Annotated in this window: 21 protein-coding genes and 1 pseudogene; 7 read left to right on the top strand and 15 right to left on the bottom strand. The window is 70.9% G+C overall.

All coding sequences use genetic code 11. The annotated features are described in order from the left end of the window. Window positions 1-47: 47 nt before the first annotated feature. A pseudogene (locus tag B4N89_RS51485) lies at window positions 48-581 on the bottom strand (YbhB/YbcL family Raf kinase inhibitor-like protein); the annotation flags it as partial. 98 nt (window positions 582-679) lie between these two features. Between B4N89_RS51485 and B4N89_RS18560 the strand changes: the two are divergent. Further along, window positions 680-1321 (top strand): GntR family transcriptional regulator, encoded by a 642-nt coding sequence (locus tag B4N89_RS18560; RefSeq protein ID WP_101897319.1) that lies wholly within the window; start codon window positions 680-682, stop codon window positions 1319-1321. 389 nt (window positions 1322-1710) lie between these two features. On the opposite strand, the gene B4N89_RS18550 is transcribed toward B4N89_RS18560, so the two are convergent. Both B4N89_RS18550 and B4N89_RS18545 read right to left on the bottom strand, forming a co-directional pair. Next, the gene (locus B4N89_RS18550) at window positions 1711-1905 is read right to left on the bottom strand and encodes a DUF397 domain-containing protein (RefSeq protein WP_078976941.1); all 195 of its coding nucleotides are present in this window, start codon (window positions 1903-1905) and stop codon (window positions 1711-1713) included. After that, window positions 1902-2741 (bottom strand): helix-turn-helix domain-containing protein, encoded by an 840-nt coding sequence (locus B4N89_RS18545; protein WP_078976940.1) that lies wholly within the window; start codon window positions 2739-2741, stop codon window positions 1902-1904. The genes B4N89_RS18550 and B4N89_RS18545 overlap by 4 nt, the downstream gene beginning before the upstream one ends. A gap of 203 nt (window positions 2742-2944) precedes the next feature. On the opposite strand from B4N89_RS18545, the gene B4N89_RS18540 reads away from it, so the two are divergent. After that, window positions 2945-3406 carry a hypothetical protein gene (locus tag B4N89_RS18540; protein ID WP_143658012.1) on the top strand — a complete coding sequence of 154 codons (462 nt, stop codon included), beginning with the start codon at window positions 2945-2947 and terminating at the stop codon, window positions 3404-3406. 1702 nt (window positions 3407-5108) lie between these two features. Continuing rightward, the gene (locus B4N89_RS18535) at window positions 5109-6533 is read left to right on the top strand and encodes a DHA2 family efflux MFS transporter permease subunit (protein ID WP_078976938.1); all 1425 of its coding nucleotides are present in this window, start codon (window positions 5109-5111) and stop codon (window positions 6531-6533) included. A 105-nt stretch (window positions 6534-6638) separates the two neighbouring features. On the opposite strand, the gene B4N89_RS18530 is transcribed toward B4N89_RS18535, so the two are convergent. After that, window positions 6639-7799 (bottom strand): acyl-CoA dehydrogenase family protein, encoded by a 1161-nt coding sequence (locus tag B4N89_RS18530; protein ID WP_078976937.1) that lies wholly within the window; start codon window positions 7797-7799, stop codon window positions 6639-6641. 216 nt (window positions 7800-8015) lie between these two features. On the opposite strand from B4N89_RS18530, the gene B4N89_RS18525 reads away from it, so the two are divergent. Further along, entirely contained in the window at window positions 8016-9335 is a 1320-nt protein-coding gene (locus tag B4N89_RS18525) for a UDP-glucose dehydrogenase family protein (protein ID WP_078979447.1), read from the top strand. Window positions 9336-9440: 105 nt separating this feature from the next. Then, a complete protein-coding gene (locus B4N89_RS18520) occupies window positions 9441-9872 on the top strand; it encodes a CoA-binding protein (protein ID WP_078976936.1) in 432 nt (143 codons plus the stop codon). An 86-nt stretch (window positions 9873-9958) separates the two neighbouring features. On the opposite strand, the gene purE is transcribed toward B4N89_RS18520, so the two are convergent. Together purE and B4N89_RS18510 are read right to left on the bottom strand one after the other, a co-directional pair. Further along, on the bottom strand, window positions 9959-10462 hold the full coding sequence (purE, locus tag B4N89_RS18515) for a 5-(carboxyamino)imidazole ribonucleotide mutase (RefSeq protein ID WP_078976935.1): 504 nt from the start codon (window positions 10460-10462) through the stop codon (window positions 9959-9961). Beyond that, the gene (locus tag B4N89_RS18510) at window positions 10459-11598 is read right to left on the bottom strand and encodes a 5-(carboxyamino)imidazole ribonucleotide synthase (RefSeq protein ID WP_078976934.1); all 1140 of its coding nucleotides are present in this window, start codon (window positions 11596-11598) and stop codon (window positions 10459-10461) included. The genes purE and B4N89_RS18510 overlap by 4 nt, the downstream gene beginning before the upstream one ends. A 211-nt stretch (window positions 11599-11809) precedes the next feature. Here B4N89_RS18510 and B4N89_RS18505 point away from each other — a divergent pair, with 211 nt between their 5' ends. Both B4N89_RS18505 and B4N89_RS18500 read left to right on the top strand, forming a co-directional pair. Further along, on the top strand, window positions 11810-12307 hold the full coding sequence (locus B4N89_RS18505; protein WP_201260859.1) for a GtrA family protein: 498 nt from the start codon (window positions 11810-11812) through the stop codon (window positions 12305-12307). Beyond that, on the top strand, window positions 12304-12882 hold the full coding sequence (locus tag B4N89_RS18500) for a GtrA family protein (protein ID WP_078976932.1): 579 nt from the start codon (window positions 12304-12306) through the stop codon (window positions 12880-12882). The genes B4N89_RS18505 and B4N89_RS18500 overlap by 4 nt, the downstream gene beginning before the upstream one ends. Window positions 12883-12974: 92 nt before the next feature. Here the strand turns inward: B4N89_RS18500 and B4N89_RS18495 are convergent, their stop codons facing one another. The 9 genes from B4N89_RS18495 to B4N89_RS18450 form a co-directional block, all read right to left on the bottom strand. Then, window positions 12975-14240 carry an ATP-binding protein gene (locus tag B4N89_RS18495; RefSeq protein WP_078976931.1) on the bottom strand — a complete coding sequence of 422 codons (1266 nt, stop codon included), beginning with the start codon at window positions 14238-14240 and terminating at the stop codon, window positions 12975-12977. 56 nt (window positions 14241-14296) lie between these two features. Beyond that, window positions 14297-14968, bottom strand: a complete 672-nt coding sequence (locus B4N89_RS18490) for a response regulator transcription factor (protein ID WP_020556678.1) — start codon at window positions 14966-14968, stop codon at window positions 14297-14299. A 133-nt stretch (window positions 14969-15101) separates the two neighbouring features. After that, a complete protein-coding gene (locus B4N89_RS18485) occupies window positions 15102-15932 on the bottom strand; it encodes a hypothetical protein (protein WP_078976930.1) in 831 nt (276 codons plus the stop codon). 170 nt (window positions 15933-16102) lie between these two features. Then, window positions 16103-17503, bottom strand: coding sequence for a hypothetical protein (locus tag B4N89_RS18480; RefSeq protein ID WP_078976929.1), 1401 nt, complete (start codon window positions 17501-17503; stop codon window positions 16103-16105). Window positions 17504-17550: 47 nt separating this feature from the next. Beyond that, a complete protein-coding gene (locus B4N89_RS18475; protein ID WP_078976928.1) occupies window positions 17551-18348 on the bottom strand; it encodes a hypothetical protein in 798 nt (265 codons plus the stop codon). Further along, window positions 18345-19523, bottom strand: coding sequence for a hypothetical protein (locus B4N89_RS18470; protein WP_143658011.1), 1179 nt, complete (start codon window positions 19521-19523; stop codon window positions 18345-18347). Before B4N89_RS18470 ends, B4N89_RS18475 begins: the two co-directional genes overlap by 4 nt. Before the next feature lie 23 nt (window positions 19524-19546). Further along, the gene (locus tag B4N89_RS18465; RefSeq protein ID WP_078976926.1) at window positions 19547-21436 is read right to left on the bottom strand and encodes a WxL protein peptidoglycan domain-containing protein; all 1890 of its coding nucleotides are present in this window, start codon (window positions 21434-21436) and stop codon (window positions 19547-19549) included. Between the two features lie 281 nt (window positions 21437-21717). Continuing rightward, window positions 21718-23316 (bottom strand): hypothetical protein, encoded by a 1599-nt coding sequence (locus tag B4N89_RS18460; protein ID WP_143658010.1) that lies wholly within the window; start codon window positions 23314-23316, stop codon window positions 21718-21720. A gap of 339 nt (window positions 23317-23655) precedes the next feature. After that, entirely contained in the window at window positions 23656-24492 is an 837-nt protein-coding gene (locus tag B4N89_RS18450; RefSeq protein ID WP_143658009.1) for a hypothetical protein, read from the bottom strand. Window positions 24493-24692 lie beyond the last annotated feature (200 nt).

Raw genomic sequence — 24692 nt, 5'->3', positions numbered from 1 at the left:
TCGACGCGTTCGCCGGCCTCGACCGGGACGATCTCCTCGCCCTCGCCCGGCGTTTGCGCCGTGGCGGTCAGGGTCGCGCGGCCGAGGGTGTGCCCGAACATGGTGAAGCCGAGCAGGGCCGGGGTGGCGTCGGCGGGGACGCCGATGGACTCGACGTCGAGCGCGTGTACGACCACGAGGTAGCGGTGCCGGCCGTGCCCGGCCGGCGGGGCGGCGCCGACGAAGCGGGCCGCGCGGGCGTCGTTGGGCAGTTGGAAGGCGCCCTCGGGCAGGCCCGAGCCGGTGTCGTCGCCCGCGCCCTCGGGGAGTTCGGTGACGCCGGCGGGGATGTCGGCGACCGCCCAGTGCCAGAAACCGGATCCGGTGGGGGCGTCGGGGTCGTGGATCGTGACGGCGTAGCTCTTGGTGCCTTCCGGCGCTCCGCTCCAGGAGAGATGCGGGGAGAGGTCCTTGCCGCCCGGCATGCCGAACATGCCCGAGAGCTGCGCGGGCGCCCAGGAAGCGCCGTTGGCGACGGAGGTGCTGGTCACGGTGAACGGGGCGGTCTCGGAGAGGCCGGTGAAGGGGTTATCGGTGCTCATGGATCGACGATAACACGGATAATCGATTATCTGGAGGATCGTCTATAGTGAGCGACGTGACCCAGACGTTCCCGGCCTCGCCCGCACCGGCGAAGCAGATGCTCTCCGAGCAGGTGTACGACTGCCTGCGCGACGCGATCATGCGCGGTTCGTATGCGCCGGGCGATGCGCTCAAGCCGCAGGAGCTCGCTCGGGCGCAGGGCGTGAGCCTGGCCGTCGTGCGCGAGGCGCTGGTGCGGTTGGTCGGCGAGGGGCTGGCGGACCGGCTGCCCAATCGAGGGTTCGCCGTGCCGGGTTTCTCGGATCGGCGGTGGCAGGAGGTCGCCGAGGCGCGCCGGGTCGTGGAACCGATCGTGCTGCGCATGTCCGTCGAGCGCGGCGACGTGGACTGGGAGGCGCGCGTACGGGCGGCGCACCACCGGCTGGCCCGCACTCCGCCCTACGACTCCGCCGAGGGCGAGTACTACAGCGCCGCTTGGGCAGAGGCACACCGGCTCTTCCACCGCACGCTGCTGGAGGGTTGTGGCAATCCGGTCCTGATGGAGACGTTCGATCGTATGTGGGTCGCAAGCGAGTTGGCCCGCCGCTGGTCGGCCTACCGCAACCCGGACCGCGACGGCATCGAGGAGCACCGCCGCCTGGAGGAGGCGGCCCTGGCCCGCGACGCGGACACGGCGGCCGAGGTCCTGACCACACACCTCACCCGAACCGCCGCGGCCCTGACCACGCCGGAAGGCTGATCGGGCTCCGATTCGTCACCGGGCCGACCTGTCGAATCGCGAAGCAGAAGGCGACGTGAGCGCGCACCGGAGAGTCGCCGCCCAGCGCCAGGAGCCGATGCCGACGAGGAAGAGCGCCCAGAACAGAAGCGACGTGTGCCCCACGGCCGTTGCCGTGAACGCGCGCGACTGCCGAGCGGACGACGAGGCCGAAGACGGCGTAGAAGTCGATCCCGGCCATGACCAGGGCGACCATCGACGAGAGGCCGCGGCCTTCGGACGCGACGCCGTAACCGTAGACCGTGGACGGCCCAGGAACGGCCCGGTCAGTGGGGCATGGCGTTCGAGTCGGGACCGACATGATCGGCACCGACAGCCATGGCGTACCAAAGCCACACGGGGACTTCCCGTCAGAGCGCGCGTTCGCCCCGAAGCCCCTGCAACAGCGCGCCCCACGCCGCCGGACCGATTTCCAGGTGGCCGCGCCGGCGGTCCTTGGTGTCACGGACACCGGTGGACGCTTCGAGCGGGGCCACTTCGACGCAGGCTTCCTGGTTCTGGCTGCGCACCGACTTGCGCCAGGCGTGGCTCTCTATGCTGCTCAAGAGTCTTCCAATCGTTCCGAGATCATGCGGCGGGATTCAGCTTCCGAACACGCAGCCTGGCCGAAGTACGCGAGATTTCGGCGATATCGCTTGATCGTGCGCGGGTCACTGAGAAGCTGGGATCCGCCTTCGTACTCGACATAGGCCACGGTCGCGCCCGCATCCGGCTGCGGATCCAACAAGGTCACCGTGCCGGTGAAGGCGGCGCCGGGAGCATCGTAGGGGACGATACGTAGGGATACGTTGGGCAGTTGGCCGAGGTCGAGCAGATACTGCAACTGCCGTTGCAAGGCTACGCGACCACAGAAGGCGTTCAGTAGTACCGACTCCGACAACGTAGCCAGAAGACTCACCGCGCCAGCCGTCACCACCTGCTGCCGCTGCCTACGGACGTCCAAGAGCATTTCGGCGTCTTCAGGGTCCGGAACGAACGCGCTCTGGAGCAGAGTTGCCTGCGCATAGCCCGGTGCCTGCATGAGACCCGGGATCAACATTGCCGCCACTTCGATGCTCGCGGCCTGTGATTCCAACAGGATCAACTCTTCGTACTGCGGTGAGAGGACGTCCTGATACCTGCCCCACCAGATTCCCGACTCCCCCGTCTCGACGCCCAGGAGGCGATCCAACCTCAAACGCATGGCCGAGGTCAGGCCGAGGGCCTCCGCGAGTGCATCGACGTGCTGCTTGCCGATCAGGGTCTTGTTCGTCTCCAAGCGCGACAACTTGCTCTTGTCCCACCCGACCCTGGTCGAGGCCGCCTCCACCGTGAGACCCCGCTCGACACGCAAGCGGCGTAGTTCCTCGCCAAGCTTCTTTTGATTCGCTGCGGGTCTCATGCGGGGGCCACTCCCTCATGTCCGGCAATCGGCGCCCGTCGGGCGATCACAACGGTACGCACTGCGCCGGAGACCGATGATTGTTGTTGCAACAACACATGTTGCATGTCAGTGTCGATCGTAACGGATGTTTCACCATCCGTGACCATCTGTCCGTGGTTGCTGCCTAGTGCTGCCGGTGATCGGCAGACAGGAGTGGAGGCATGCCACAAGCCGAATCGATCCCCGAGCCCGCGATGCCAAGGCGTCGACCCACCCAGGGCGCATGGATCCGCGACGGTCTCAGCGGCCTGTGCGGGGTCTGCGAATCGTCCACCAGCCAAACCGTGTTCGCCCGCACGCTCGCCGGCACGTCGTTCACGGCCCGCGCCGACGACGTGCGCGTCCTCTCACCCGACGCGGCGAAGGACGCGGTCTACACCCCACCGATCGAGCCAACCCTCTTCCCCATCAAAGGAGTTCACATGAGCCGGCTACCACTGGTCTGCGAGGGAGACATCGTCGAGCACGTGCACGAGGCTCAGCGCGAGGAGTATCCGGCCGGCCCCGTAGTCCTCACCGGCATCGGACTGGTCACCGTGCAACCCGCCAATGGCGCACCCAAATGGACCGTCGACCGCTGGGAGGTCCAACACGTCGCAGGGGAAACCCCCACGTCCGACTGACCCGCAGGTGGGCGGGTGACCGATTCCAAGCAGCGCCCGCCCACCTGCGACACCCGCAACCCCGAAGGGAAGCAATGGCATACGCACGATACCGAGAACAACCACCCGGCCGGTGTCCCAGTCGCCGACTCCGTTCACTCGTGCGATGGTTGCGCGCCGCGATCATGCACAGGCCCGGCCTCGCGAAACCGATCCGCCTCCTGACCGGCACCGTGCCACCCGACAAGGTCCCCGCCGATTGGCGAGCCCGCCTCCCCAACCCAGCCGACCGCATCGAATTCGGCCTCGCCCACGACTGATCGCGCCTTCGGCCCGGGGTGAGCAAGACGCGGCGGCGGGGGCGTGAGGTGAGCGAAGGGGGAGGCCAGGGTCGCGAGGTGAGCAGGACACGGCGGCCGAGTCGCGACGGGAGCGAAGGGGCGGGCCGGGGTCGCAAGGTGAGGAGCGGGCTGGGCCGGAGTCGCGACGGCGGCGAAGGGACGGGCCGGAGTCGCGACGGCGGCGGCGGCTTTTTGTTGGGCGCTTCGCGCCGGCTCGCGAGGCACCGCTTTTCTGCTCCCCCGCTTCGCTCCTCCGCAGAAAAGCGGCACCCCGCTCGCGGCTGTGCGCCCCTCCGCTTCGCTCCGGGTCGCCCAGCCTAAAAAACAAGCGGCGGCTCCGCCGCTCTCCGCGCTTCGCGCGTCGATCACCACCTCGGCCAGGGTCGTGGGCGCTGACGCGCCGACGGGATACACCAACGACTCGGCTCACCGGGCAAGGCCCACATCGCAGCAGTGGCCAGGCGGGGCGGGACCCGCGTCGTGTCGCGAGCCTGGCCTCCCCGCCCCTCACCCCCGTGGCGCGTCAGCGCCCACGAGAAGGGCCGCCCACGCGATCGACGCGCGCAGCGCGGAGAGCGGCGGAGCCGCCGCTTGTTTTTTTAGGCTGGGCGACCCGGAGCGAAGCGGAGGGGCGCACAGCCGCGAGCGGGGGGCCACTTTTTCTCGGAGGAGCGAAGCGGGGGAGAGAAAAAGTGGCCCCCCGCGAGCCGGCGCGAAGCGCCCAATAAAAAGCCGCCGCCGCCACCACGACCCCGGCCCACCTGGTCACTCCCGTCACGACCCCGGCCCCAGCCCGCTCCCCACCTCACGACCCCGGCGGCCCCCTTCGCTCCGTCACGACCCGGCCCCAGCCCGCTCCTCACCTCACGACCCCGGCGGCCCCTTCGCCCTTCTCACGACCCCGGCTGCCACGTCTTCCTCACCTCGCGACCCCGGCCCACCCCTTCGCTCCCGTTGCGACCCCGGCCCAGCCCGCTGCTCACCTCACGACTCCGGCTCACCCCTTTGCCCTCCTCACGACCCCAGCCCAGCCCGCTGCCCACCTCTCAACTCCGACCCACCGCCTCGCCCACCCCACCACCCCACCCATCACCAACCACCCGCCACCGCCACCAACCACCCGTCACCCACACCCCCAACAGCACCCTCCAATCATCCCGTTCAAAATAAGTCCGACGCATATCGTCTACAACAAAACTATCTGCTAACGTCTCTCTTGCCACCGGACACCCCGGCGCCACCCCGGGCCACCCCACCGCCCCACCGCCCCACCACACAAGGAGACACAAACCCATGGCACTGTCGGCCGCCACCGCAAAAACGCCGCCGCGCCACCCCGCGCGTATCCGCGCGGCCTCGCCCTCACCCTCCTCTGCGCCGGCATGCTGATGGTGATCCTGGACGGCACGATCGTGACCGTCGCGCTTCCCTCGATCGGCGCGGACCTCGGGTTCTCGTCGGCCGATCTCGCCTGGGTCATGAACATCTACATGATCGCCTTCGGCGGCCTGCTGCTCCTCGCCGGACGGCTCGGGGACCTCTTCGGGCGCAAGCGCATGTTCCTGGCCGGGCTCGCCGTCTTCACCGTCGCGTCGCTGCTGTGCGGCGTGGCCACGAGTCCCGAGATGTTGCTCGCGGCGCGGTTCCTCCAAGGCGCCGGAGGCGCGATGGCGTCCGCCGTCAGTCTCGGGATGATCGTCACGCTCTACCCCGAACCCGCCGAACAGGGCAAGGCCATCGGCGCGTTCAGCTTCATCGGTGCTGCGGGTGCGTCCCTGGGTCTGGTGCTCGGCGGTGTGCTCACCGAGGCGGCGAACTGGCACTGGATCTTCCTGGTCAACCTCCCGATCGGCGCCGTCACCCTGCTCCTGGCGACCCGCGTCCTGGATGCCGACACCCCCGCCGCCGGCGGTCGCGGCAGGGCCGACATCGTCGGGGCCGTCCTGGTCACCGGCGGGCTGATGTTGCTGGTGTACGCCGTGGTGAAGGCCGAGGCGTACGGGTGGGGCTCGGCCAAGACCTGGGCGCTGCTTGCCGGTTCCTTCGCACTGCTGGCGCTGTTCATCCTCCGGCAGGCCCGCGTCGCGGCGCCGCTGCTGCCGCTGCGCACCTTCCGCTCCCGCAACGTGAGCGGCGCGAACGCCCTCCAAGTGCTGACGATCGCGGCCATGTTCGGCTTCCAGGTGCTGGTCGTCCTCTACATGCAGCACGTCCTCGGCTTCGGGGCGGCCAAGACCGGCTGGGCGATGTTCCCGACCGCGCTCGCCATCGGCGTCGTCTCCCTCGGCGTCTCCGCTCGCGTCATCGGCCGCTTCGGCGCCCGGAACGTGCTGGTCGTCGGACTGCTCATGCTCACCGCCGGCATGGCCTACCTGGCCCGCGTCCCGGTCGACGGCTCGTACCTGATCGACCTGCTCCCGGTGTTCGTCCTGATCAGCGGCGGCGGCCTGGTCCTGCCCGCGCTCGCCACGTTGGCGATGTCCGGTGCCCGGCCCGAGGAGGCGGGCGTGGTCTCCGGCCTGTTCAACACGACCCAGCAGATCGGCGGGGCCCTGGGCGTCGCGCTGCTGAACACCCTCTCCACCTCCCGCGCCGACACCCTCGCGGGGGAGGGCAAGTCCGCCGCCGAGGCCCTGACCGGCGGCTTCCACCTGGCGTTCACGGTGGGCACGGTCCTACTCGCGGCGTCGGCGATCATCGCCATGCTGGTGCTCCGCACCCCGCCCACGACCGTCGTCGCCGGCAACGCCGCTGCCCCGGAGACCGACGAGGCCGCGACGACCACCCCGGCCGTCCACGTCGGCTGACGAGAAGCCCCGCCCACTCCGAACGACACGATCCCCGCCGAGAGGTCTCGGTGGGGGATCGTGTCGTTCCGTGACGCGTCGACCCGACGGGGTCGAGCCGAGCGCCTACTTCGGCAGGTTGCGGGCCATCACGATGCGCTGGACCTGGTTGGTGCCCTCGTAGATCTGGGTGATCTTCGCGTCGCGCATCATGCGCTCCAGCGGGTAGTCACGTGTGTAGCCGTAGCCGCCGAGCAACTGCACCGCGTCGACGGTGATCTCCATCGCCGCGTCCGACGCGAAGCACTTGGCCGCGGCGCCGTGGAAGGTCAGGTCCGCGTCGCCGCGCTCGGACTTGGCCGCCGCCGCGTAGGTGAGCTGCCGGGCCGCCTCCAGCTTCATCGCCATGTCCGCCAGCATGAACTGGATGCCCTGGAAGTCGGCGATCGGCTTGCCGAACTGCTTCCGCTCCCGCACATACCCCTTGGCATAGTCCAGCGCACCCTGCGCGATGCCCAGCGCCTGCGCCGCGATCGTCACGCGCGTGTGGTCGAGCGTCTTCATCGCGGTGGCGAAGCCCGTACCCTCCTCGCCGATGATCCGGTCGGCCGGGATGCGCACATTGTCGAGGTAGACCTCGCGCGTCGGCGAGCCCTTGATCCCGAGCTTCTTCTCCGGGGCGCCGAACGACACACCCTCGTCCGACTTCTCCACCACGAACGCCGAGATGCCCTTGGAGCGCTTCTCCGGGTCGGTCACGGCCATCACCGTGTAGAACTCGGACACGCCCGCGTTGGTGATCCAGCGCTTGACGCCGTCGAGCACCCACGAGTCGCCGTCGCGCACCGCGCGGGTCTTCATCGCCGCCGCGTCCGACCCCGCCTCCGGCTCGGACAGGCAGTAGGAGAACATGCCGTCGCCGCGCGCCACCGCGCCGAGGTAGCGCCGCTTCAGGTCCTCGGACCCGGCCAGCATCACCGGCATGCTGCCCAGCTTGTTCACCGCCGGAATCAGCGACGAGGACGCGCACACCCGGGCGACCTCCTCGATCACGATCACGGTGGCGAGCGCGTCGGCGCCCGCGCCGCCGTACTCCTCGGGGACGTGGACCGCATGGAGATCGTTCGCGGTGAGCGCGTCGAGCGCTTCCTGCGGAAACCGCGACTGCTCGTCGACCTCTGCGGCGAACGGGGCGATCTTCGCCTCGGCGAGTGCGCGAACCGACTCGCGGAGCATGTCGTGCTCCTCGGAGACGCGGAACAGGTCGAAGTCTTTACGTCCGGCCACGGGTGCCTACCTCTCGGGACTGAAGGGCTGCGGAGGATGCCTGTTTTATTACCGCTCAGTAAACAACACGGACGCCCACAATTATTCAGCCGCACGTCGTCGAACCTCGCACCGGGACGGCCACGGTTCGGCGACGATGCCCCGGGCCCGGCCGATACGATCCAGATTCGATCCGGATCCCACCCATTCCTCCGACGAAGAAGTCAGGTGACGTACGTGGCACCCCGCATCACGGTCATCGGTACCGGCTACCTGGGCGCCACGCACGCGGCGTGCATGGCCGAACTCGGCTTCGAGGTCCTGGGGATGGACGTGGACCCGGACAAGGTGGCCACCCTCGCGAGCGGCCGGATCCCGTTCTGGGAGCCGGAGCTGGAGGAGCTGATGGCCCCGCACGTCGCCTCCGGCCGGCTGCGCTTCACCACCGACGTCGCCGAGCTGGCCGCGTTCGGCGACGTGCACTTCGTCTGCGTGAACACGCCGCAGCGCAAGGGCGAGTTCGCCGCCGACGTGTCCTACGTCGACGCGGCCGTGAACGCGCTCGCCCCGCTCCTGGAGCGGCCCTGCCTGATCGTCGGCAAGTCCACGGTCCCGGTCGGCACCGCCGATCGGCTGGCGAGCCGGATCGCCGAGTTGGCCCCCGTGGGCGCCGCGGCCGAGTTGGCCTGGAACCCCGAGTTCCTGCGCGAGGGCTTCGCCGTCCGGGACACCCTGCACCCGGACCGGCTCGTGATCGGCGTGCGCTCGCGGGCGGCCGAGGACTCGCTGCGCGAGGTGTACGCGTCCCTGCTCGCCGAGGGTGTGCCGCTCGTGGTGACCGACTTCGCCACCTCGGAGCTGGTCAAGACCGCCGCCAACTCGTTCCTGGCCACCAAGATCTCCTTCATCAACGCGATGGCCGAGGTCTGCGAGGCGGCCGGCGCCGACGTCGAGCAGTTGTCCGAGGCGCTCGCCTTCGACCCCCGGATCAACGGCCGCTTCCTCAAGGCCGGGCTCGGCTTCGGCGGCGGTTGCCTGCCCAAGGACATCCGCGCCTTCATGGCCCGGGCCGGCGAATTGGGCGCCGACCAGGCGCTCACCTTCCTGCGCGAGGTGGACGCGATCAACATGCGCCGCCGCTTCCGGATGGTCGACCTCGCCCGCGAGCAGTGCGACGGCAGCTTCCTGGGCCGCCGGGTCGCGGTGTTCGGGGCGGCCTTCAAGCCGAACTCCGACGACATCCGCGACTCGCCCGCGCTCAACGTCGCCGCCCAGGTACAGCTCCAGGGCGGCGAGGTGACCGTGTACGACCCCAAGGCGATGGACAACGCCCGCAAGATGTACCCGGGCCTGACCTTCGCGGAGACCGCCTTCGACGCGGCCCGCGGCGCGCACGTGGTGCTCCATCTGACCGAGTGGGCGGAGTTCCGCGAGATGGATCCGGCCGAGCTGGGCGGGATCGTCGCGCAGCGGCGCGTACTCGACGGGCGCAATGCCCTCGACCCGGTGCGCTGGCGCGGCGCAGGATGGACGTACCGGGCTCTCGGTCGCCCCTGAGTAGCGAGCCCGCCCCGGGGGCACACTCACCGGGCCGACGGCGCCGCGCCGTCCGTCTGTCGGGGGGCACCGCGAGCAGCGAGACAAGACTGCGAGGTCATCAGCATGCCTTACGGCGACGAGGCCACGATCCGACGGATCCTCGACACGCACACCTGGGCGGTGGTGGGGCTCAGCACCAACTCCCACCGCGCCGCATACGGAGTAGCCGCGTTCCTCCGTCAGTGGGGAAAGCGCGTGGTGCCCGTGCACCCCAAGGCGGAGACCGTGCACGGCGAGCCGGGCTACGCCACGCTCGCCGAGATCCCGTTCCCGGTCGACGTGGTCGACGTGTTCGTGAACTCGAACCAGGCCGGCGATATCGCCGACCAGGCCGTCAAGATCGGCGCGAAGGCCGTCTGGTTCCAGTTGGACGTGATCGACGAGCAGGCCTACCAGCGGGTCCGCGACGCGGGACTGGACATGGTGATGGACCGCTGCTCGGCGGTGGAGCTCCAGCGCATCACCATGACGGGCACGGGCCCCGGCCCGGCCTGAGCCGCCCGACACCGGGCCCCGGGCACCCGCTCGGGCCCCGGTGGGCGGCCACCACCCGGCCACCACCCGGGATCGACTACGGCCGGCTACGACCCGATCCGCTCGCGCAGCTTGCGGCCCTTCTCGGTCGCCTGCGCCTTCAGCTCCGCCTGGAACTCGCCCATCCGGGCCAGCAGCGCCGGATCGTGCGCGGCCAGGATCCGTACCGCCAGCAGCCCCGCGTTGCGCGCTCCGCCGATCGAGACGGTCGCCACCGGCACGCCGGCCGGCATCTGCACGATGGACAGCAGCGAGTCCATGCCGTCCAGGTACTTCAGCGGCACCGGTACGCCGATCACCGGCAGCGGGGTGACCGAGGCGAGCATCCCGGGCAGGTGCGCGGCGCCGCCCGCGCCGGCGATGATCACCTTCAGGCCGCGCCCGGCGGCGTCGGTGCCGTACGCGATCATCTCCTGCGGCATCCGGTGCGCGGAGACCACGTCGGCCTCGTAGCCGATCCCGAACTCGTCCATGACCTGCGCGGCGAGTTCCATCACCGGCCAGTCCGAGTCGGACCCCATGACGATGCCGACGACGGGCTGCGTGCTCATTCGGTGATGTCCCCTCGGAGGTAGTCGGCGGCGTGCCGGGCGCGCTCGCGCACGTCGGCCAGGTCGTCGCCGCTCACGGTGACGTGTCCGACCTTGCGGCCGGGCTTCACGTCCTTGCCGTACATGTGCACCTTGACCCCGGGATCGCGGGCCATCACGTGCAGGAACGGGCGGTACATGTCGGTGTAGTCGCCGCCGAGCACGTTGACCATCACCGTCCACGGCGCCCGGGCGCGCGGGTCGCCCAGCGGCAGGTCGAGCACCGCGCGCAGGTGGTTCTCGAACTGCGAGGTGACCGCGCCGTCGATGCTCCAGTGCCCGCTGTTGTGCGGACGCATGGCCAGCTCGTTGACCAGGATCCGGCCGTCGGCGGTCTCGAACAGCTCGACCGCCAGGTGCCCGGTCACGTCCAGCTCGCCCGCGATGGACAGGGCGATCCGCTGGGCCTCGACCGCGCGCTCCTCGCTCAGGTCGGGCGCGGGCGCGATCACCTCGCGGCAGACCCCGTCCACCTGGATCGACTCGACCACGGGGTAGGCCACCGCCTGGCCGTGCGGCGAACGCACCACGCAGGCCGCCAGCTCGCGGGTGAAGTCCACCTTCTCCTCGGCCAGCACGGGCACCCCGGCCGCGAACGGCACGGCCGCCTCGTCCCGGTCCCGGACGATCCACACGCCCTTGCCGTCGTAGCCGCCGCGCGTGGTCTTGAGCACCACCGGCCAGCCGCCCACCTCGGCCGCGAACGCCGCGACCTCCGCCGGGTCGGCCACGATCCGGTTGCGCGGGCACGGCACGCCGATCTCGGCCAGCCTGGCCCGCATCACGCCCTTGTCCTGGGCGTGCACGAGCGCGCGCGAGCTCGGCCGCACGGCGACGCCGTCGGCCTCCAATGCCTCCAGGAGCGCGGTGGGCACCTGCTCGTGGTCGAAGGTGACCACGGCGCAGTCCTGCGCGAAGCGGCGCAGGTCGGCGAGATCGTCCTCACTGCCGAGCACGACGTCGCCGACCACCTGGGCCGCGGATTCGGACGGGGATGCGGCGAGTACGCGAAAGCGGGCGCCGAGCGGGATTGCGGCCTGGTGCGTCATGCGGGCGAGCTGGCCGCCGCCGACCATGCCGACGACTGGGAACGTCACGGGGGAAGGGTACCGACCCGCCGCGGACACTCGCGGCGCCGGGCGGCGCGGAGCCGGTCGCGGGCGACGTGTGCCACACGTGGCACGGGATGTTCCGGTAAAGAGTGTGCAACGGGAGGGAGACCGCGCGCCGATGTCGAACGGCCGCGACGGCTACCCTCGTCGAGTGAGTCGTCAAGTCGGTAGCACCCGTGGTGCCAGAGGAGCGTCCGTGCCTTCGCCCGTCGACGCCCCGTCCGAGGGGGCCGCCGGACCGCCGGCGAGCCGGATCGCCCGGGTGCGCTCCGAGGTCACCCAGTTCCTCGTCGCGGGCGGCCTGGCCTACGCGGTGGACGTCCTCGTGTTCAACCTGTGCCTGTCCCTGGGGATGGGCGGCGTCGGCGCGAAGATCACGTCCTCGATCCCGGCGACGATCGTCGCGTACGTCGGTAACCGATACTGGACGTATCGGCATCGGGACCGCACCGGCGTCGGACGCGAGTACACGCTCTTCTTCGTGTTCAGCGCGATCGCGGCGGGCATCCAGGCGTCGAGCGTGTTCGTGTCGCACACCCTGATGGGCTACGAGAGCAAGCTCGCCGACAACATCTCGGCGAACATCGTCGGTATGGCTCTCGGCACGCTGTTTCGCTTCTGGGCATTCCGCACGTGGGTGTTCAAGCACAAACGGCCGGATCCCGCACCGGTCGCCGAAGGTGGCATGTCGTGAAGGCGCTCCGGAATTGGTACGACCGGGTCGGACACCTGCTGCACGAAACGCTGAAGTTCGGCGCCGTCGGCGGGTTCGGCGTGGTCGTCAACGTGATCGTGTTCAACTTGTGTCGTGACCATCTGGGTCTGGCCTCGGTGCGCTCGTCGGTGATCTCGACGGCGGTCGCGATCGTGGTGAACTACCTCGGCAACCGCTACTGGGCCTTCCGGCACCGCACCTCCGACGACAGTCGGCGCGAGTTCGTGCTGTTCATGGTGTTCAGCGGGGTCGGCATGGCGATCGAGGCCGGCACCGTGGCGATCTCGCACTACTGGCTCGGCCACACCTCGCTGCTCGCGGACAACATCGCGAAGTACGCGGTCGGCCTGCCGCTCGGCACCCTGTTCCGGTTCTGGTCGTATCGCACGTGGGTGTTCACCGGCACCCGCGAGATCGACCGCAAGCCGGTCCGGGTGGTCGCGCCGCCGGGCGAGGAGGACGCGGACGATCGGCCGGCGGGACCCGCCGGCACCCGACTGGTCACCGAGGCCGCGCGGCTGGTCGAGGACGAGAGCGAGACCTCCCGGGCCTGAACCCGGCCCGCACCTCCCCCGCGCCCGGCCCCGCGCGATTTCCTCGCGCACCCCGTATCCCGCGCCGCGCCCGACCCCGACGCGACGAACCGTCAACTGTGCGGTTCCTCCGGGTGGGCCGCCAGGAACACCGCGAACACCGGCGGTCGCTGCTGGAGCAGTTCCAACCGCCCCCCGTCGGCCTCGGCCAGATCCCGGGCCACCGCGAGTCCCAGGCCGGTCGAGTTGTGGCCGCTGACCGCCCGCTCGAATACCCGCGCCCCCAGCTCGTCGGGCACTCCCGTGCCCTCGTCCTCCACCTCGACCACCACGGACGTCCCGGTGATCCGGGTCCGGATGTTCACCCCGCCCGCGCCGTGCATCAGCGTGTTCTCCACCAGCGTGGCCAGCACCTGGGACAGCGCGCCCGGCGTGGCCACCGCGGTCAGCCCGCGCTCGCCCTCGACCCGGATGCTGCGGCGGGCCTCGCGGAAGTTGGGCCGCCACTCGTCGATCTGCTGCTGGATCACGTCGTCCACCCGGACGGTGACCGCGGAGATGTTGCGCGGGTCGCGCCCGCCGCTGCCGCGCCGACTGCTGGTCAGCAGCCGCTGCACCACGTCGGTCAGCCGCTCGACCTGGGAGAGCGCGATCGCCGCCTCCTCCTTGACGATCTCCGGGTCCTCGGTGGCGATGATCTCCTCGAGGCGCATGGACAGCGCGGTCAGCGGGGTGCGCAGCTGATGCGAGGCGTCGGCGGCCAGCCGACGCTCCGCGGTGAGCATCCTGGCGATCCGCTCGGCGCTCTGGTCCAGCACCTCGGCGACCCGGTCCAGCTCGGGCACGCCGTAACGGCGGTGCCGGGGCCTGGGGTCGCCCGAGCCCAGGCGTTCGGCGGTCTCGGCCAGGTCGGTCAGCGGACGGGCCAGTCGGCGGGCCTGCCAGACCGCGAGGGCGGCGGCGGCCGCGACCGCGAGCAGCGCCACGCCCAGGATCAGCAGCAGCGATTCGCGGATCTTGGTGGTCACCCGCTCACGCGGCTCGCCGACGGTGACCGAGTCGCCCATCTCGCCGGGCATGGTCTTCTCGAAGACCCGGCCGCTCGGCTTGTCGCCGATCACCAGCGGGGGATCGCCCGGCAGCCGCACGATCGCGTAGCGATGCGGCTCGACCTGGCGGCGCAGCAGCGCGGCGTCGGAGTGTTCGCCGGAGGCCATCCGCAGTTCGACGACCTCCAGGATGCGGGCGGCCTCCGCCTTGAGGCTGTCGCCCGCGGTGTTCTCGATCGCGTGCGTCTCGACGAACGCCAGCGGCACGCCGAGTACGGCGACGACGACCAGGACCACGCCGAGCGTGGTGTTGATGAGCCTGCGACGCAAGGTGGATCCCGTCAGCTTTTCGAGGTCGGCTCGCGCGAGGTCGGCCCGGCTCCGGCTCAGCTCTTCTCGAAGCGGAAGCCCACGCCGCGCACGGTGGTGATGTAGCGGGGGTTGCCCGCGTCGTCGCCGAGCTTCTTGCGCAACCAGGAGATGTGCATGTCGAGCGTCTTGGTGGAGCTCCACCAGGTGGTGTCCCAGACCTCGCGCATCAGCTGGTCGCGGGTGACCACCCGGCCCGCGTCGCGCACGAGCACGCGCAGCAGGTCGAACTCCTTGGCGGTGAGCTGCAACTCCTCCTCGCCGATCCAGGCGCGGTGCGAGTCGACGTCGATCCGCACGCCGTGCACACCCTGGCCGACGTCGGCCGCGCCGCGCCGCAGCAGCGCGCGCACGCGCGCGAGCAGTTCGGCGAGCCGGAAGGGCTTGGTGACGTAGTCGTCGGCACCGGCGTCGAGGCCGACCACCGTGTCCACTTCGTCGGCGCGCGCGGTCAGGACGAGCACCGGGAAGCCGTGCCCCTCGGCGCGCAGCCGTCGGCACACCTCCAGGCCGTCCATGCCGGGCAGACCGAGGTCGAGGACGAGCAGGTCCACCCCACTCTGCGCGGCGCATTCGAGAGCGCTTGGGCCGTCCTCGCGCACCTCGACCTCGTAGCCCTCTCGGCGCAACGCACGCGCGAGTGGTTCGGAGATGGATGCGTCGTCCTCGGCGAGCAGTACGCGGGTCATGACCTTGATGTTACTGACGCGGGGGCGCCGCGTTGACGAGCTCCGTACGACCGGATCGGGGGAGCCCGGGATCGGCGGACATTTTTCGCCGACCGCGGGACGGCGTACCGGCGCGCGGAGGGCGGGGCTTACCTCACCATTCGTCGTCTTTGTGGCGACGCCAGGAGAACACCATCGTGGACGCGGCCATCAACAGGATCAGCCCGCCGGCGACGATCCAGATGATCGTTCCGCCGGAGATCTCGCCGTCGTCGCCGCCTCGACTCTCCACCATCGCGTCGGGGCCGCGCGCCGCGCTCGCGGTCGGGTCCTGGGTACGCTCCGGCGGGGCCTGGACGGACGCCTGGCCCGATGCCGGGGGTGATCCGGCCGTCGGGTCGCCCGGAGTGGCGGAGGGGCCGTCCGGGGCCGCTCCCCCGAGGTCGACCCGCAGCGTCATCGCGGGCGGCGCGGGCGCGGTCGGGAAGCACGTGGTGATCTGGTCGCCGAAGATCGCGGTGGTGGTGACCATCTTGCCGGGGGCGATCCGGATGTCGCCCCTGGCGTCGAGCGGCACGGTGATCTCGCCCTCGTACGGCGGCACCACGATCAGCGCGGGCGTACCGGGGATGTCCACGCGCATCTTCGGTCCCTGGAGCGTGAGTTCGCCGCTCGCGCCGCCGGAGAGGACGAGCTGGATCGAGGGGGTCAGCGGGGTGCCGGGGAACGGCAGCGGGCTGGTGGCGGGGCTGCCGCCGAGGGTGACCTTGATCCGCGCCTTCTCCCCCGGGCGGACCGGGTCGGTGGGGCCGTCGAGGGATATCTGCTGTGGACCGTCCACGGCGGGCTGGTCCAGCGGGATGACGCAGTGCACCGGCACGGTCAGCGGTTCCGCCGCGGCGGGCGCGGCGAGCGCGAGCACCGGGCCGACCGCGCAGACCAGGGCGAGGGCGGCGCCGGCCGGGCGTGAAGCCGAGAGAGCCATCGGAGGTCGCGTTCCTTCTCGTGGGCGACGAACGGGAGTCGGGGCGGGGCGGGATACAGGCGAAGGGTCCCCCGGCCGGGTGAGGACCGGCAAGGGGACCCTTCGCATGCGCTTTCGGTTCGGGCCGGATTCGGTCATGGTGCCCGGAACCGACCGGAACCGACCGGACGTCAGACCTGGTTGCGGATCCGGCGACGGTAGGGCACGAACAACATCAGCGCGATCGCGGCGAGCACGGCGGTGCCGGCCGCCATCGCGAACGCGGTCATGCCGCCGCCGGAGGCGCCGGTGTGCGCGAGGTCACCGGTGCTGCCGCCGGTGGAGCTGCTGCCGCCGTTGGTGCCGACGTTGCCCGTGGGGGACTGGGTCAGCGTGGGCGGCGGGGTGCCGGCGTCGCCCTTGGCCTTGAGGGTGGCCGAGACGTCGGTGTGGGTGACCGTGCAGGTGGTGGTGGACTTGGCGTTGATGGAGCCCAGCGACGCCTTGGTCGCGATCTTCAACTGGCCCGGCGTGAAGGTGTAGTCGCCGCCGCCCCACACGTCGAACTTGCCGGTGATCGGCCCGTCCACCTTCAGCGGGTCACCCCCGTTGACCTTGACCGCCTTCTCCGGGCCGACCAGGTCCAGCGGTACCTTGGTCGAGCCCTGCGCCACGTCGATGGTGATCGTGGGCACGAACTTCAGGTCGATGTCGCTGCCGGGCAGGCTCGACGGCGCCTTGCCGACCAGGTTGTCCTTGAACGAGGCCGAGATGTCCAGCTTGGCGCCCTTCGTGGCGGTGCTGGGCACGGTGACGGTGATTCCGTAGGTCGCCGTCGTGTCCGGGATCTCGACCGGGAAGTCCTCGACCACCGTCTTGCAGGTGTAGTCGACGTTGATCTCCTTGCCGTTGGGCGGGCCGGGCGGCTCGGCCGATGTGGACGTGCTCGGCGAGGCGGAGGCCGAGGTGGACGGGGAAGCCGACGTGGAAGGGGAGGCCGAGGTGCTCGGGGACGGCGAGTTGGACGGGGTGGTCTTGTCCACATTGAGGCTGAGGAACTTCGGCGACGTCTTGGGCTCGCACTCGACCTTGGCGCCGGCGTTGAGCGTCAGGTGACCAAGGGTGAGGTCGAGACTGCCGTCGGTGGCGTTCGCGGGCACCGCGACCTTGGCGTCGAACGGCGGGACCTTGATCGGCTGCCCCTTGACCAGGGCGGGCAGTTTGCCCGGGTCCCCGGTGATCTTCACCGGGGAGGTGGACGCACCCGTGGCGGACGTGTCGAACAGCGCGGAGAAGCCCACGCCGGCCTGGAAGTCCAGCGGCGCCGGCACGGTTTCGCCCATGTCCACCTTGATCGTGGCGTCCTGCCCGGGAGCCACCTTGGCGGGCGCCTCCAGCTTGAACGTCAGATCCAGGGTGATGGGGTCGTCCATACCGATCCCCTTGGGGAACGTACAGGTCATCTTGACCGTGGACGTCGAACTCGTCCCGGCGGCCTGCGCGCTCGGCGCGAACACGAACATGCCCCCGCCGCCGGCGACCAGCATGCCGCCGATCGCCGTCATGGCGAGTCTTGTCTTGGCCTTGCTCATCAGGTTGTGCTCCCTTCGTCGGGGCGGGACCCACCCCGTCGTTTCGGTCAGCTGAGCGTGAGCGTCAAAGTCGCCGAATAGCTCTCGGCCGACGTGTTGCGGTCGGGCAGACGCAGGGTCAGATCCGCGCCGACATCGAATTCACCCCCTGTGACACCCGGTGAGGACGAGGTGGAGCAGAGGGTCGCGGTACGGCTCGACGAGGTCCGGTTTCCGGGCTTCGCCGAGCTGGGATACGGGCCGCGCCCCGGATGTGGCGTGCAGTACGGCTCCCAGACGAGGTTGTGCGCCTCGATCCGGGAACCGTCCTCCGCGCGGAAGTCGGACATCGCGCCGGTGAGGGTCCACCCGTTGCGCGAACCGCGGAAGTCCTGGACGAGCATCGGGTTGAGCGCGCCCCTGGCGGTGCCGGTGCCGCGGTCCACGACGAGCCGGCTCTGCCCGGCGTTCGGGGTGCTGACCGCCAGCGGGCCCGGGTTGACGTTGCCGTCCACCCGGTCGGGGGTACGCGGTTGCTCGATCCTGGTGTCCCAATCGAGGTCCCCGCCACCCGTGCCGCCGGTCGTGCCGGTCCCGCCGCCGCTCGTACCGCCGCCGCCGGCGGGGCCGGAGCCGGACGGATCCGTCCCGGTCGAACCGGCGGACGGCGGGGCGGAGTTCGTGTCCGCGCCGGCGGTCGGCACGGGGCGGAACGAACCGCCGCCGCCCGGTCCGGCCTGGTCGCTGACATCGGTACGCGACGCCCCGAACTCGCCGCCGGGGCCGTAGTGGAACACCAGCACGGTGCCCACCACGAGCGGAATCGCGATGAGGGCGCCGACGCCCTTGCCGGGTCGCGGGGTCATCGATCCCCTCCCCCGGACTCCCCGGCGCGGGGATCATCGTCGCCGCCGGGCGCGGAGTCCGCGTACAGCGGACCGCCGATGGCCATCGTCTCGACCATCGAGCGCATCGGGCGCTTGCTCGGGTCGACCGGCTCGACGTCGGTCCCGGCCGGGCGGCGGTTCGCCGGGAGGTGATCCGCCGCGCCGCCATCCGCCTCGCCCTCGACCGGCTTGCGGTTCCCGGTCGTGCGCAACGAGGAGCCGGGCAGGCCCACTTCACGCTCGCGCTCGGCGGTGCGCCGGGCCCGCTGCTCGCCGACCAGTTCGACGACACGCACGAACAGCCGCCAGGCCGCCACCGGGACCACGATCACCAGGAGCGCGCCGAAGATGTACACGCCCCACGGGCGGCCGACCTCCAGGGCCTGTTCGTCCACGATCTGGTTGTCGTAGGTCACCCGCCAGCTGAACGTGCCGTGTTGGCGGGGGTTCAGCTCCACGGGGAGCGAGATGGTGGTGCGCTGTCCGGGCGCGATGGTGACGTGCGACTCGTAGTCCTCCCAGGTCGGGGCGTACACGCCTTCGTAGAAGCCGATCCGGAAGGTCGGGTTGATGATCGCGGTCTGGCCCATGTTGCCGACCTCGATCCGGAACCGGCGCTGCACCGGTGAGCCGAACCAGGTGAAGATCGAGTCCTCGCCGACCATGGCGCTGTCGATGAAGACCAGCCGACCGGGCGTCTTGACCGTCACCGGCAGCGGCGCGTACGGCGCGCCGTCGATCTCCAGCGGCACGCTCGCGTCCTTCGGCGGGCCGTTCATGATCACCGCGATGCGGACCACACACGGACACGGGGACGGCGGGATCGCGGCGGTCAGCGTGATCGAGATGTTGCCGCCGGCGTCGGCCGTTCCGCTCGCGGCACTGGCGGCGGCGCAGTTGACGGTGCCGCGCAGGCCGTTCTCGCCGCAGATGCTTGCCTGGACCAGGGATCCGGGGGTCCAGTCGCCACCGACGACCGAGACCTTGTCCCCGGCCGCGACCTTGCCCGGGTCGATCGACGCGCTCGGTCCCGCTCCCGGCGGCGGGGGGTCGGCGGCACGCGCGGGCGCCGTGCCGCCCAGGGCTATGCAGCCCAGGAGCAACACGGCGATCAGCGCGAGCGCGGCCCCGCGGGGGCGGACGACTCGAACCACGTGACGGACCCGGTTGGCCAGGATCAACGGCCGACCCCCGCGGAGTCGGCGGAGCCGTCGGCAACGGACGCGCTCGCGCGGTCCCCGACGGGCACGGACTCGGCGGCGGCCCGCTCGCCGGCCTCGCCCGAAGCCGCGGACTCGGCCCCCGTCGCCGCAACGGCTTCGGCCGGCGACACGGTTCCGACCGCAGCGGCCTCGGAAATCGCTTCGGTCGGCAGCGCGGCGGCGGACGTGGGCGCCCCGGAAGCCGCTTCGGCCGGCGGCGCCGCAGCGGCTGCGGAGTCGGATGCCGCCACGGTCTCGGGCGCCGCTCCGGAACCGGCCGGTTGCGCGGCAGCGGATTCGGCGCCGGGCGCAACCGCGGCCGCGGGAGCCGCTGTTGCGTCGGCGGCGGCATCGGCGTCGGGTTCGGCCGCGTCGCCCGAGCCCTGGGCGGACCGCTTCGCGGCGGGAGCCGCCGCCTCGTCCGCGACCGGTGCGTCACCGGACGAATCGGCGACAGCCGCCTCGGCGTTGGCCGGCGTACCCTCGGCCGCCTTCGCGTCCACAACCGGGGCCGAACCCGCTTCGGCCGACGCCGACTCGGCCGCAACGGCCCTGCCCTCGTCGCCCGACCCGACCTTGTCCGGCTTGTCCGCAGCCGCAGCACCCTCCGCCTGCTCAGCCCCGGCCGCGCCGGCCCCGGCCTCGTGCGCCGCCGGCTCACCCGCTTCTGCCTTCGCGGGTTCGACCGGCTTCGCCGGTTCCTCCGTCGCGGGCACACCCGACGACTCGGCCGACGCCGCAGTCACACCCGGTGCGGCGGACGCCGTGGACGCGGCCGGAATCGGCGGCAGCACCGTCGTGTCGTCGTTCGGCCCCACCGGCCCGTTCGGCACGGCCGGGTCCCCGCCCTTGCCCTTGCGCCCGTTGCGCCACAGGCCCCAGCCGAGACCGGCGAGGATCAGGATCGCGGCCAGCGTGAGCAGGCTCGGCCACGGCGCGGCCGTGTACGAAGTGCTCGCGGAGTCGTCGAGCTTTTGGTCCGGAGCCACCGCGCCGACCTTGACCGTGACGTGGTCCAGGCGCGGCGCGTCCTTCCACTCGACGACCTTCTCCACCGTCGAGCCGGGCAGGATCTCGGTGCCCTCCTCGGTCTTGCTCATCAGCTTGCGGCCGAACAGCCCCTCGACCTTGAGGTCGAACTTGGGCCGCAGGATCACATTGCCCCGGTTGACGATCCGGTAGGTGATCGTCGCCTTGCTCGATCCGAAGAACTCCTGGAAGCCGGAGTCGCGCTTGACCTCGACCTTCTGCACGTCCATCGCCGGCAGCGCGTCACCCTGCACCCGCAGGTACACCCGGGCGCCGATCTGGCGCTGGATGTTGACCTTGATCTGCCCCTGCTGCTGGGTGCCCTCGATCGCGGTGTTCAGCGCGACCACGGCCCCGGGGTGGTCACCGGGCGTCGCGTTCGGCGGGATGACGATGTTGAACGGGACCTGGCGCTTCTCCCCCGGCTGCAGGGTCAGCGTCTGGTTCTCCGGCGCCACCTGGATCCAGGTGCCGACGTCCTTCTGCTTGTCGGTGACCGTGCGCAGCGCGAAGCCGCCGTCGCGCGCGGTGTTGTACGCGTCCGCGCCGAACAGCTTCAGGGTCAGCGGCGCCTGGCTCGTGTTGTGCAGGGTCACCACGTCGGGGACGGTGGTGCCGGCGGCGCCTTCGAGGAAGAAGTAGCGGCGGGCGTTTTGGCTGGTGCCGTCCGGCACGTACGGGTCGACCGACCATTCGCCGTTGCCCGCCGCCGACGCGGGCGCCGAGGCGACCAGTGTCAGGGACGCGAACAGCGTGGCCAGCACCGCGAGCAGGGTGGCCAGGGATCGGGTACGTCCGCCTTGCCGGCGGATCGGTGGGGCCGGGGTGCCCGTCATCGGTGTCTCCAGCTGGTCTGTGTGCCGCGGATCGAAAGGGCCGGCTTCGGGAGCGGATCCGAAGGGCCCGCGCTGTGTGCCTGGGTGTCGCGTGCGCGGATCGGCCGAGTGCGGTGTGGGCGGGACGGGCCGGCTGCCCGCCCCACCCTCCGCTCTGCGTCGATCCGCAGCGGCCCGCCGCCGGCGGCCCGGAGGTCACGGATGGTGTCCGTGCCCCACGGGCCCCCGGTTTCCGGGCCGTTCTGGGTCTCCCGCCGATGGTGTCCGACGGGAGATGTCGGTCAGGAGATGGAGAGAGTGAGCGTCGCGCTGTACGTGCCGGGCGCCTGGTAGGCCGGAACCGCCAGGCTCAGACCCGCGTCGGCCGCGAAGGTGCCGCCGGTGACGTCCGCGTTGGGCGCGGAGGCCAGGGTGGCGCCGGTCTTGCCGATCGGACCCGCGCTGCCGGCCACCGCCTGGCTGGGCGAGCCCTCGCCCGGGGTGACCTTCGGCGTCCAGGAGAACTTGTCCGCCGGGATGGTGCCGCCGGAACCGTTGGTGAAGTCGGTGACCGCGCCGGTCAGCGTCCAACCCGTGGCGCCACCGCGGTAGTCCTTGACCGTCACCGTGTTCAGCGCGCCGGTCATGTTCTGCTCGGTGCCGTTGAGGGTCACGTCGGACAGCTTGATGCCGCCGTTCTCCTGGGAGATGGTCAGACCGCCGCCGGCGATCGAGCCGGTGAGGTCCTGCTTCAGCGTGCCCGCCGGGGGGTTCCCGTCGACCGTGAACGGCGCGGCGGCGGCCAGCGTGCCGGTGGTGTCCTCCGACGCCGCGATCAGCGTGGTGTCGGCCTTGCCGACCGTGACCTCGGCGGTGAACTTGCCGTCGGCACCGGCCGTGGCCGTCACCATGCCGGGCACGTCGGGCTGCTGGGCGGCGTTGGTCGGGACCACGTACACGGCGGCGTTCGGCGTGTAGCCCTCACCGTTGACCGTGACCTTGGTACCGACGGGTCCGTGGGTCGGGTTCAGGGTGAGCTTGCGCGGATTGCTCGGAACGTCCGCCTTGACGGTGACGTTCGAGGTCTTGGACTTGTCGCCCACGGTGACCTTGAGCTGGTACGAGCCGTCCGCGACCGTCGCGCCGATGGTCGCGGTACCGGCCAGCGCGCCGTCCGTGACGGTGAGCGCGCCGGTGACCTTGGCCGGGTCGCAGGCGTTGCCGCTCGCGTCGCACAGGGCGACCGAGGGCGTACCCGCGGGCCAGTTCGCGCCGGCGACGGTGAGGGAGTCGCCGGGCTTCACCTGTCCCGGGGTGGTGGTCAGGGTCGGGTCGAGCGGGGCGTCGGCGACCTTGTACGAGGCGACGACATCGTTGTTCCCGGTCACCGCGCAGGTGGCGGTGGTGACCTTGGTGTTCGGGCTGGTGGGCAGGTAGACGTCCACCGCGAACGTCTTGAGCGTCAGATCGATCCGGGTGCCCGGCGCGGCCTGCGGGATGGCCAGGTCGGCGGTGAACTCGGGCGGGTCGATGCCCTGCGTCGGGCCGATGTTCGCGACGAACTTCGGTGCGGTCAGGGTTACTTCGCCGCCTGTGCTCAGGGTGAAGGTGTACTGGCCGACGAATCCGATGTTCGCGAAGACGGTGTCCGTCCGCAACGGGTTCTCGCCCGCGTCGATCTTGGCCTGCACCGTCCCCGGTGCCGAACCGGTGTCCGGCGTGAGCGTGACGTCGAACGTCTGCTTGCCGGACTTGTTCCAGTGCAGGATCGGCTCGGTGCAGGTCAGGTCCGGGTTGACCGACGCGGCCGACGCCGCCGGCGCACCCGCGACCAGTCCCGCGGTACCCGCGATCATCGCGACGCCGAACGACGCGGTGACCTTCCTGCTGGGTTTGAACATGTGGTGCTGCTCCCTTCTGGGGGTTGCCACCGCCACCGGGGGCGGGGCGGTCGAACACCACACCGAAGCGGGTGCCGAGGAGCACTGCGACTGCCACGAGCCCGGCGCTCCGGTGTCGTACCTGGGCGGTCGCCTCGCTCGAACTCGGTGGCACACGGCCGAGGCGGCCGTCCCGCTGTCCGTCGGTTCCCCTGCGGGACACGGGCCCCACACGGTGAATTGAAACGTGTTACAGATTGCGGCGAGCCATTCACCCGCGATCGCCTCGCGGAGTCAATAGCGTCGGCAAGCGCCGCGGTCGGCCTCCCGAGCCGGGGAGGCCGACCGTCCGCATCCGGGTCAGGCGTTGCGCGAGGAGCGCACCCGACGGGTCGCGAGCAGCACGCCGCCGATGCCGAGCAGACCGACGGTGCCGCCGAGCAGGCCCATCGAGAGCGCGTCGTCCATCGGACCGGTCTTGGCCAGCGAGTCGTTGCCGGCGGTGGTGCCCGAGGTGCTGGTTCCCGTGCTGCTCGTGGACGAGGAGGAAGACGAAGAGGAAGAGGAGCCCGAACTGGCCGAGCCCGAGTTCGTGCTGCTTCCCCCGGCCGTGCTCGCGGCGGCGAGCGTCACCGAGTAGGCCGGCTTCGGTTCGGCGTCGGTGACCGTACACGGGACGTTCAACGTCAGCGGCGTCGGCTCGGGGACCTGAATCTTCAGGGCGAAGGCCTTCGGAAGCAGATCCACCTTCCCGGACGCCCCCGCGGGCAGCTTGATGTTGGCCGCGAACGCGGGCACATCGATCCCGGCGTTGGCCACCAACGGCAGGTCCAGGGTCGCACCCACCGCGGACAACACGGCCGATCCGCCGGTGTACTTCGCGGTGAAGGTGACCGTCGGGGTGACCTTGACCGTGGTGGCGAGCGGCGATGCGGCCGGGCTCACCCCCGGATCGATGTTCACCCTGATCTGCTCACCCGCGGTGGCCGACTCCGGACCGGTGACGGTGAAGGCCTGGTCGCCGGTGTCGGGCTTGGACCCCATGGTCGCCTTGACCGTGGGGTCACTCTGAAAGTCGCACTTGAGCTTCGTGTTCGATGTCCCGGCGCCGGCCTGCGGCGCGAACGACATCATGGCGCCCGCCATGACGGCGAGCGCCGCCAAGCCACCCGCTGTGCGCTTAATGGGCCTGCCCATACGGTGGTTCTCCCTTCGGGGGGATCTCTTGCTCGTCGAGAAGTCCTGATCGAAACGGCCGGAGCGACGCGCGATCGGCAGGGCCGTTTCGGCGAATCGGCCTGCACCGATCCGGCACGCGCCCCGGCTCATCGGGTACACGCGGTCGCCACACCCGACTTCCCCCTTTCGAGGCGCGGACCGGGCGGGAAAACCGGACC

Source organism: Embleya scabrispora (genome assembly GCF_002024165.1).
Taxonomy (GTDB): Bacteria; Actinomycetota; Actinomycetes; order Streptomycetales; family Streptomycetaceae; genus Embleya; species Embleya scabrispora_A.
Note: the sequence above shows the minus strand (reverse complement) of the source record. Positions and strands in the feature narration are given on the sequence as shown.

Coding starts and splice junctions, on each gene's coding strand:
- B4N89_RS18480 (WP_078976929.1), bottom strand. CDS start 17,503: ATGAGCAAGGCCAAGACAAGACTCGCCATGACGGCGATCGGCGGCATG.
- B4N89_RS18490 (WP_020556678.1), bottom strand. CDS start 14,968: ATGACCCGCGTACTGCTCGCCGAGGACGACGCATCCATCTCCGAACCA.
- B4N89_RS18450 (WP_143658009.1), bottom strand. CDS start 24,492: ATGGGCAGGCCCATTAAGCGCACAGCGGGTGGCTTGGCGGCGCTCGCC.
- B4N89_RS18540 (WP_143658012.1), top strand. CDS start 2,945: ATGCCACAAGCCGAATCGATCCCCGAGCCCGCGATGCCAAGGCGTCGA.
- B4N89_RS18465 (WP_078976926.1), bottom strand. CDS start 21,436: ATGACGGGCACCCCGGCCCCACCGATCCGCCGGCAAGGCGGACGTACC.
- purE (WP_078976935.1), bottom strand. CDS start 10,462: ATGAGCACGCAGCCCGTCGTCGGCATCGTCATGGGGTCCGACTCGGAC.
- B4N89_RS18520 (WP_078976936.1), top strand. CDS start 9,441: ATGCCTTACGGCGACGAGGCCACGATCCGACGGATCCTCGACACGCAC.
- B4N89_RS18460 (WP_143658010.1), bottom strand. CDS start 23,316: ATGTTCAAACCCAGCAGGAAGGTCACCGCGTCGTTCGGCGTCGCGATG.
- B4N89_RS18560 (WP_101897319.1), top strand. CDS start 680: ATGCTCTCCGAGCAGGTGTACGACTGCCTGCGCGACGCGATCATGCGC.
- B4N89_RS18535 (WP_078976938.1), top strand. CDS start 5,109: ATGCTGATGGTGATCCTGGACGGCACGATCGTGACCGTCGCGCTTCCC.
- B4N89_RS18485 (WP_078976930.1), bottom strand. CDS start 15,932: ATGGCTCTCTCGGCTTCACGCCCGGCCGGCGCCGCCCTCGCCCTGGTC.
- B4N89_RS18475 (WP_078976928.1), bottom strand. CDS start 18,348: ATGACCCCGCGACCCGGCAAGGGCGTCGGCGCCCTCATCGCGATTCCG.
- B4N89_RS18545 (WP_078976940.1), bottom strand. CDS start 2,741: ATGAGACCCGCAGCGAATCAAAAGAAGCTTGGCGAGGAACTACGCCGC.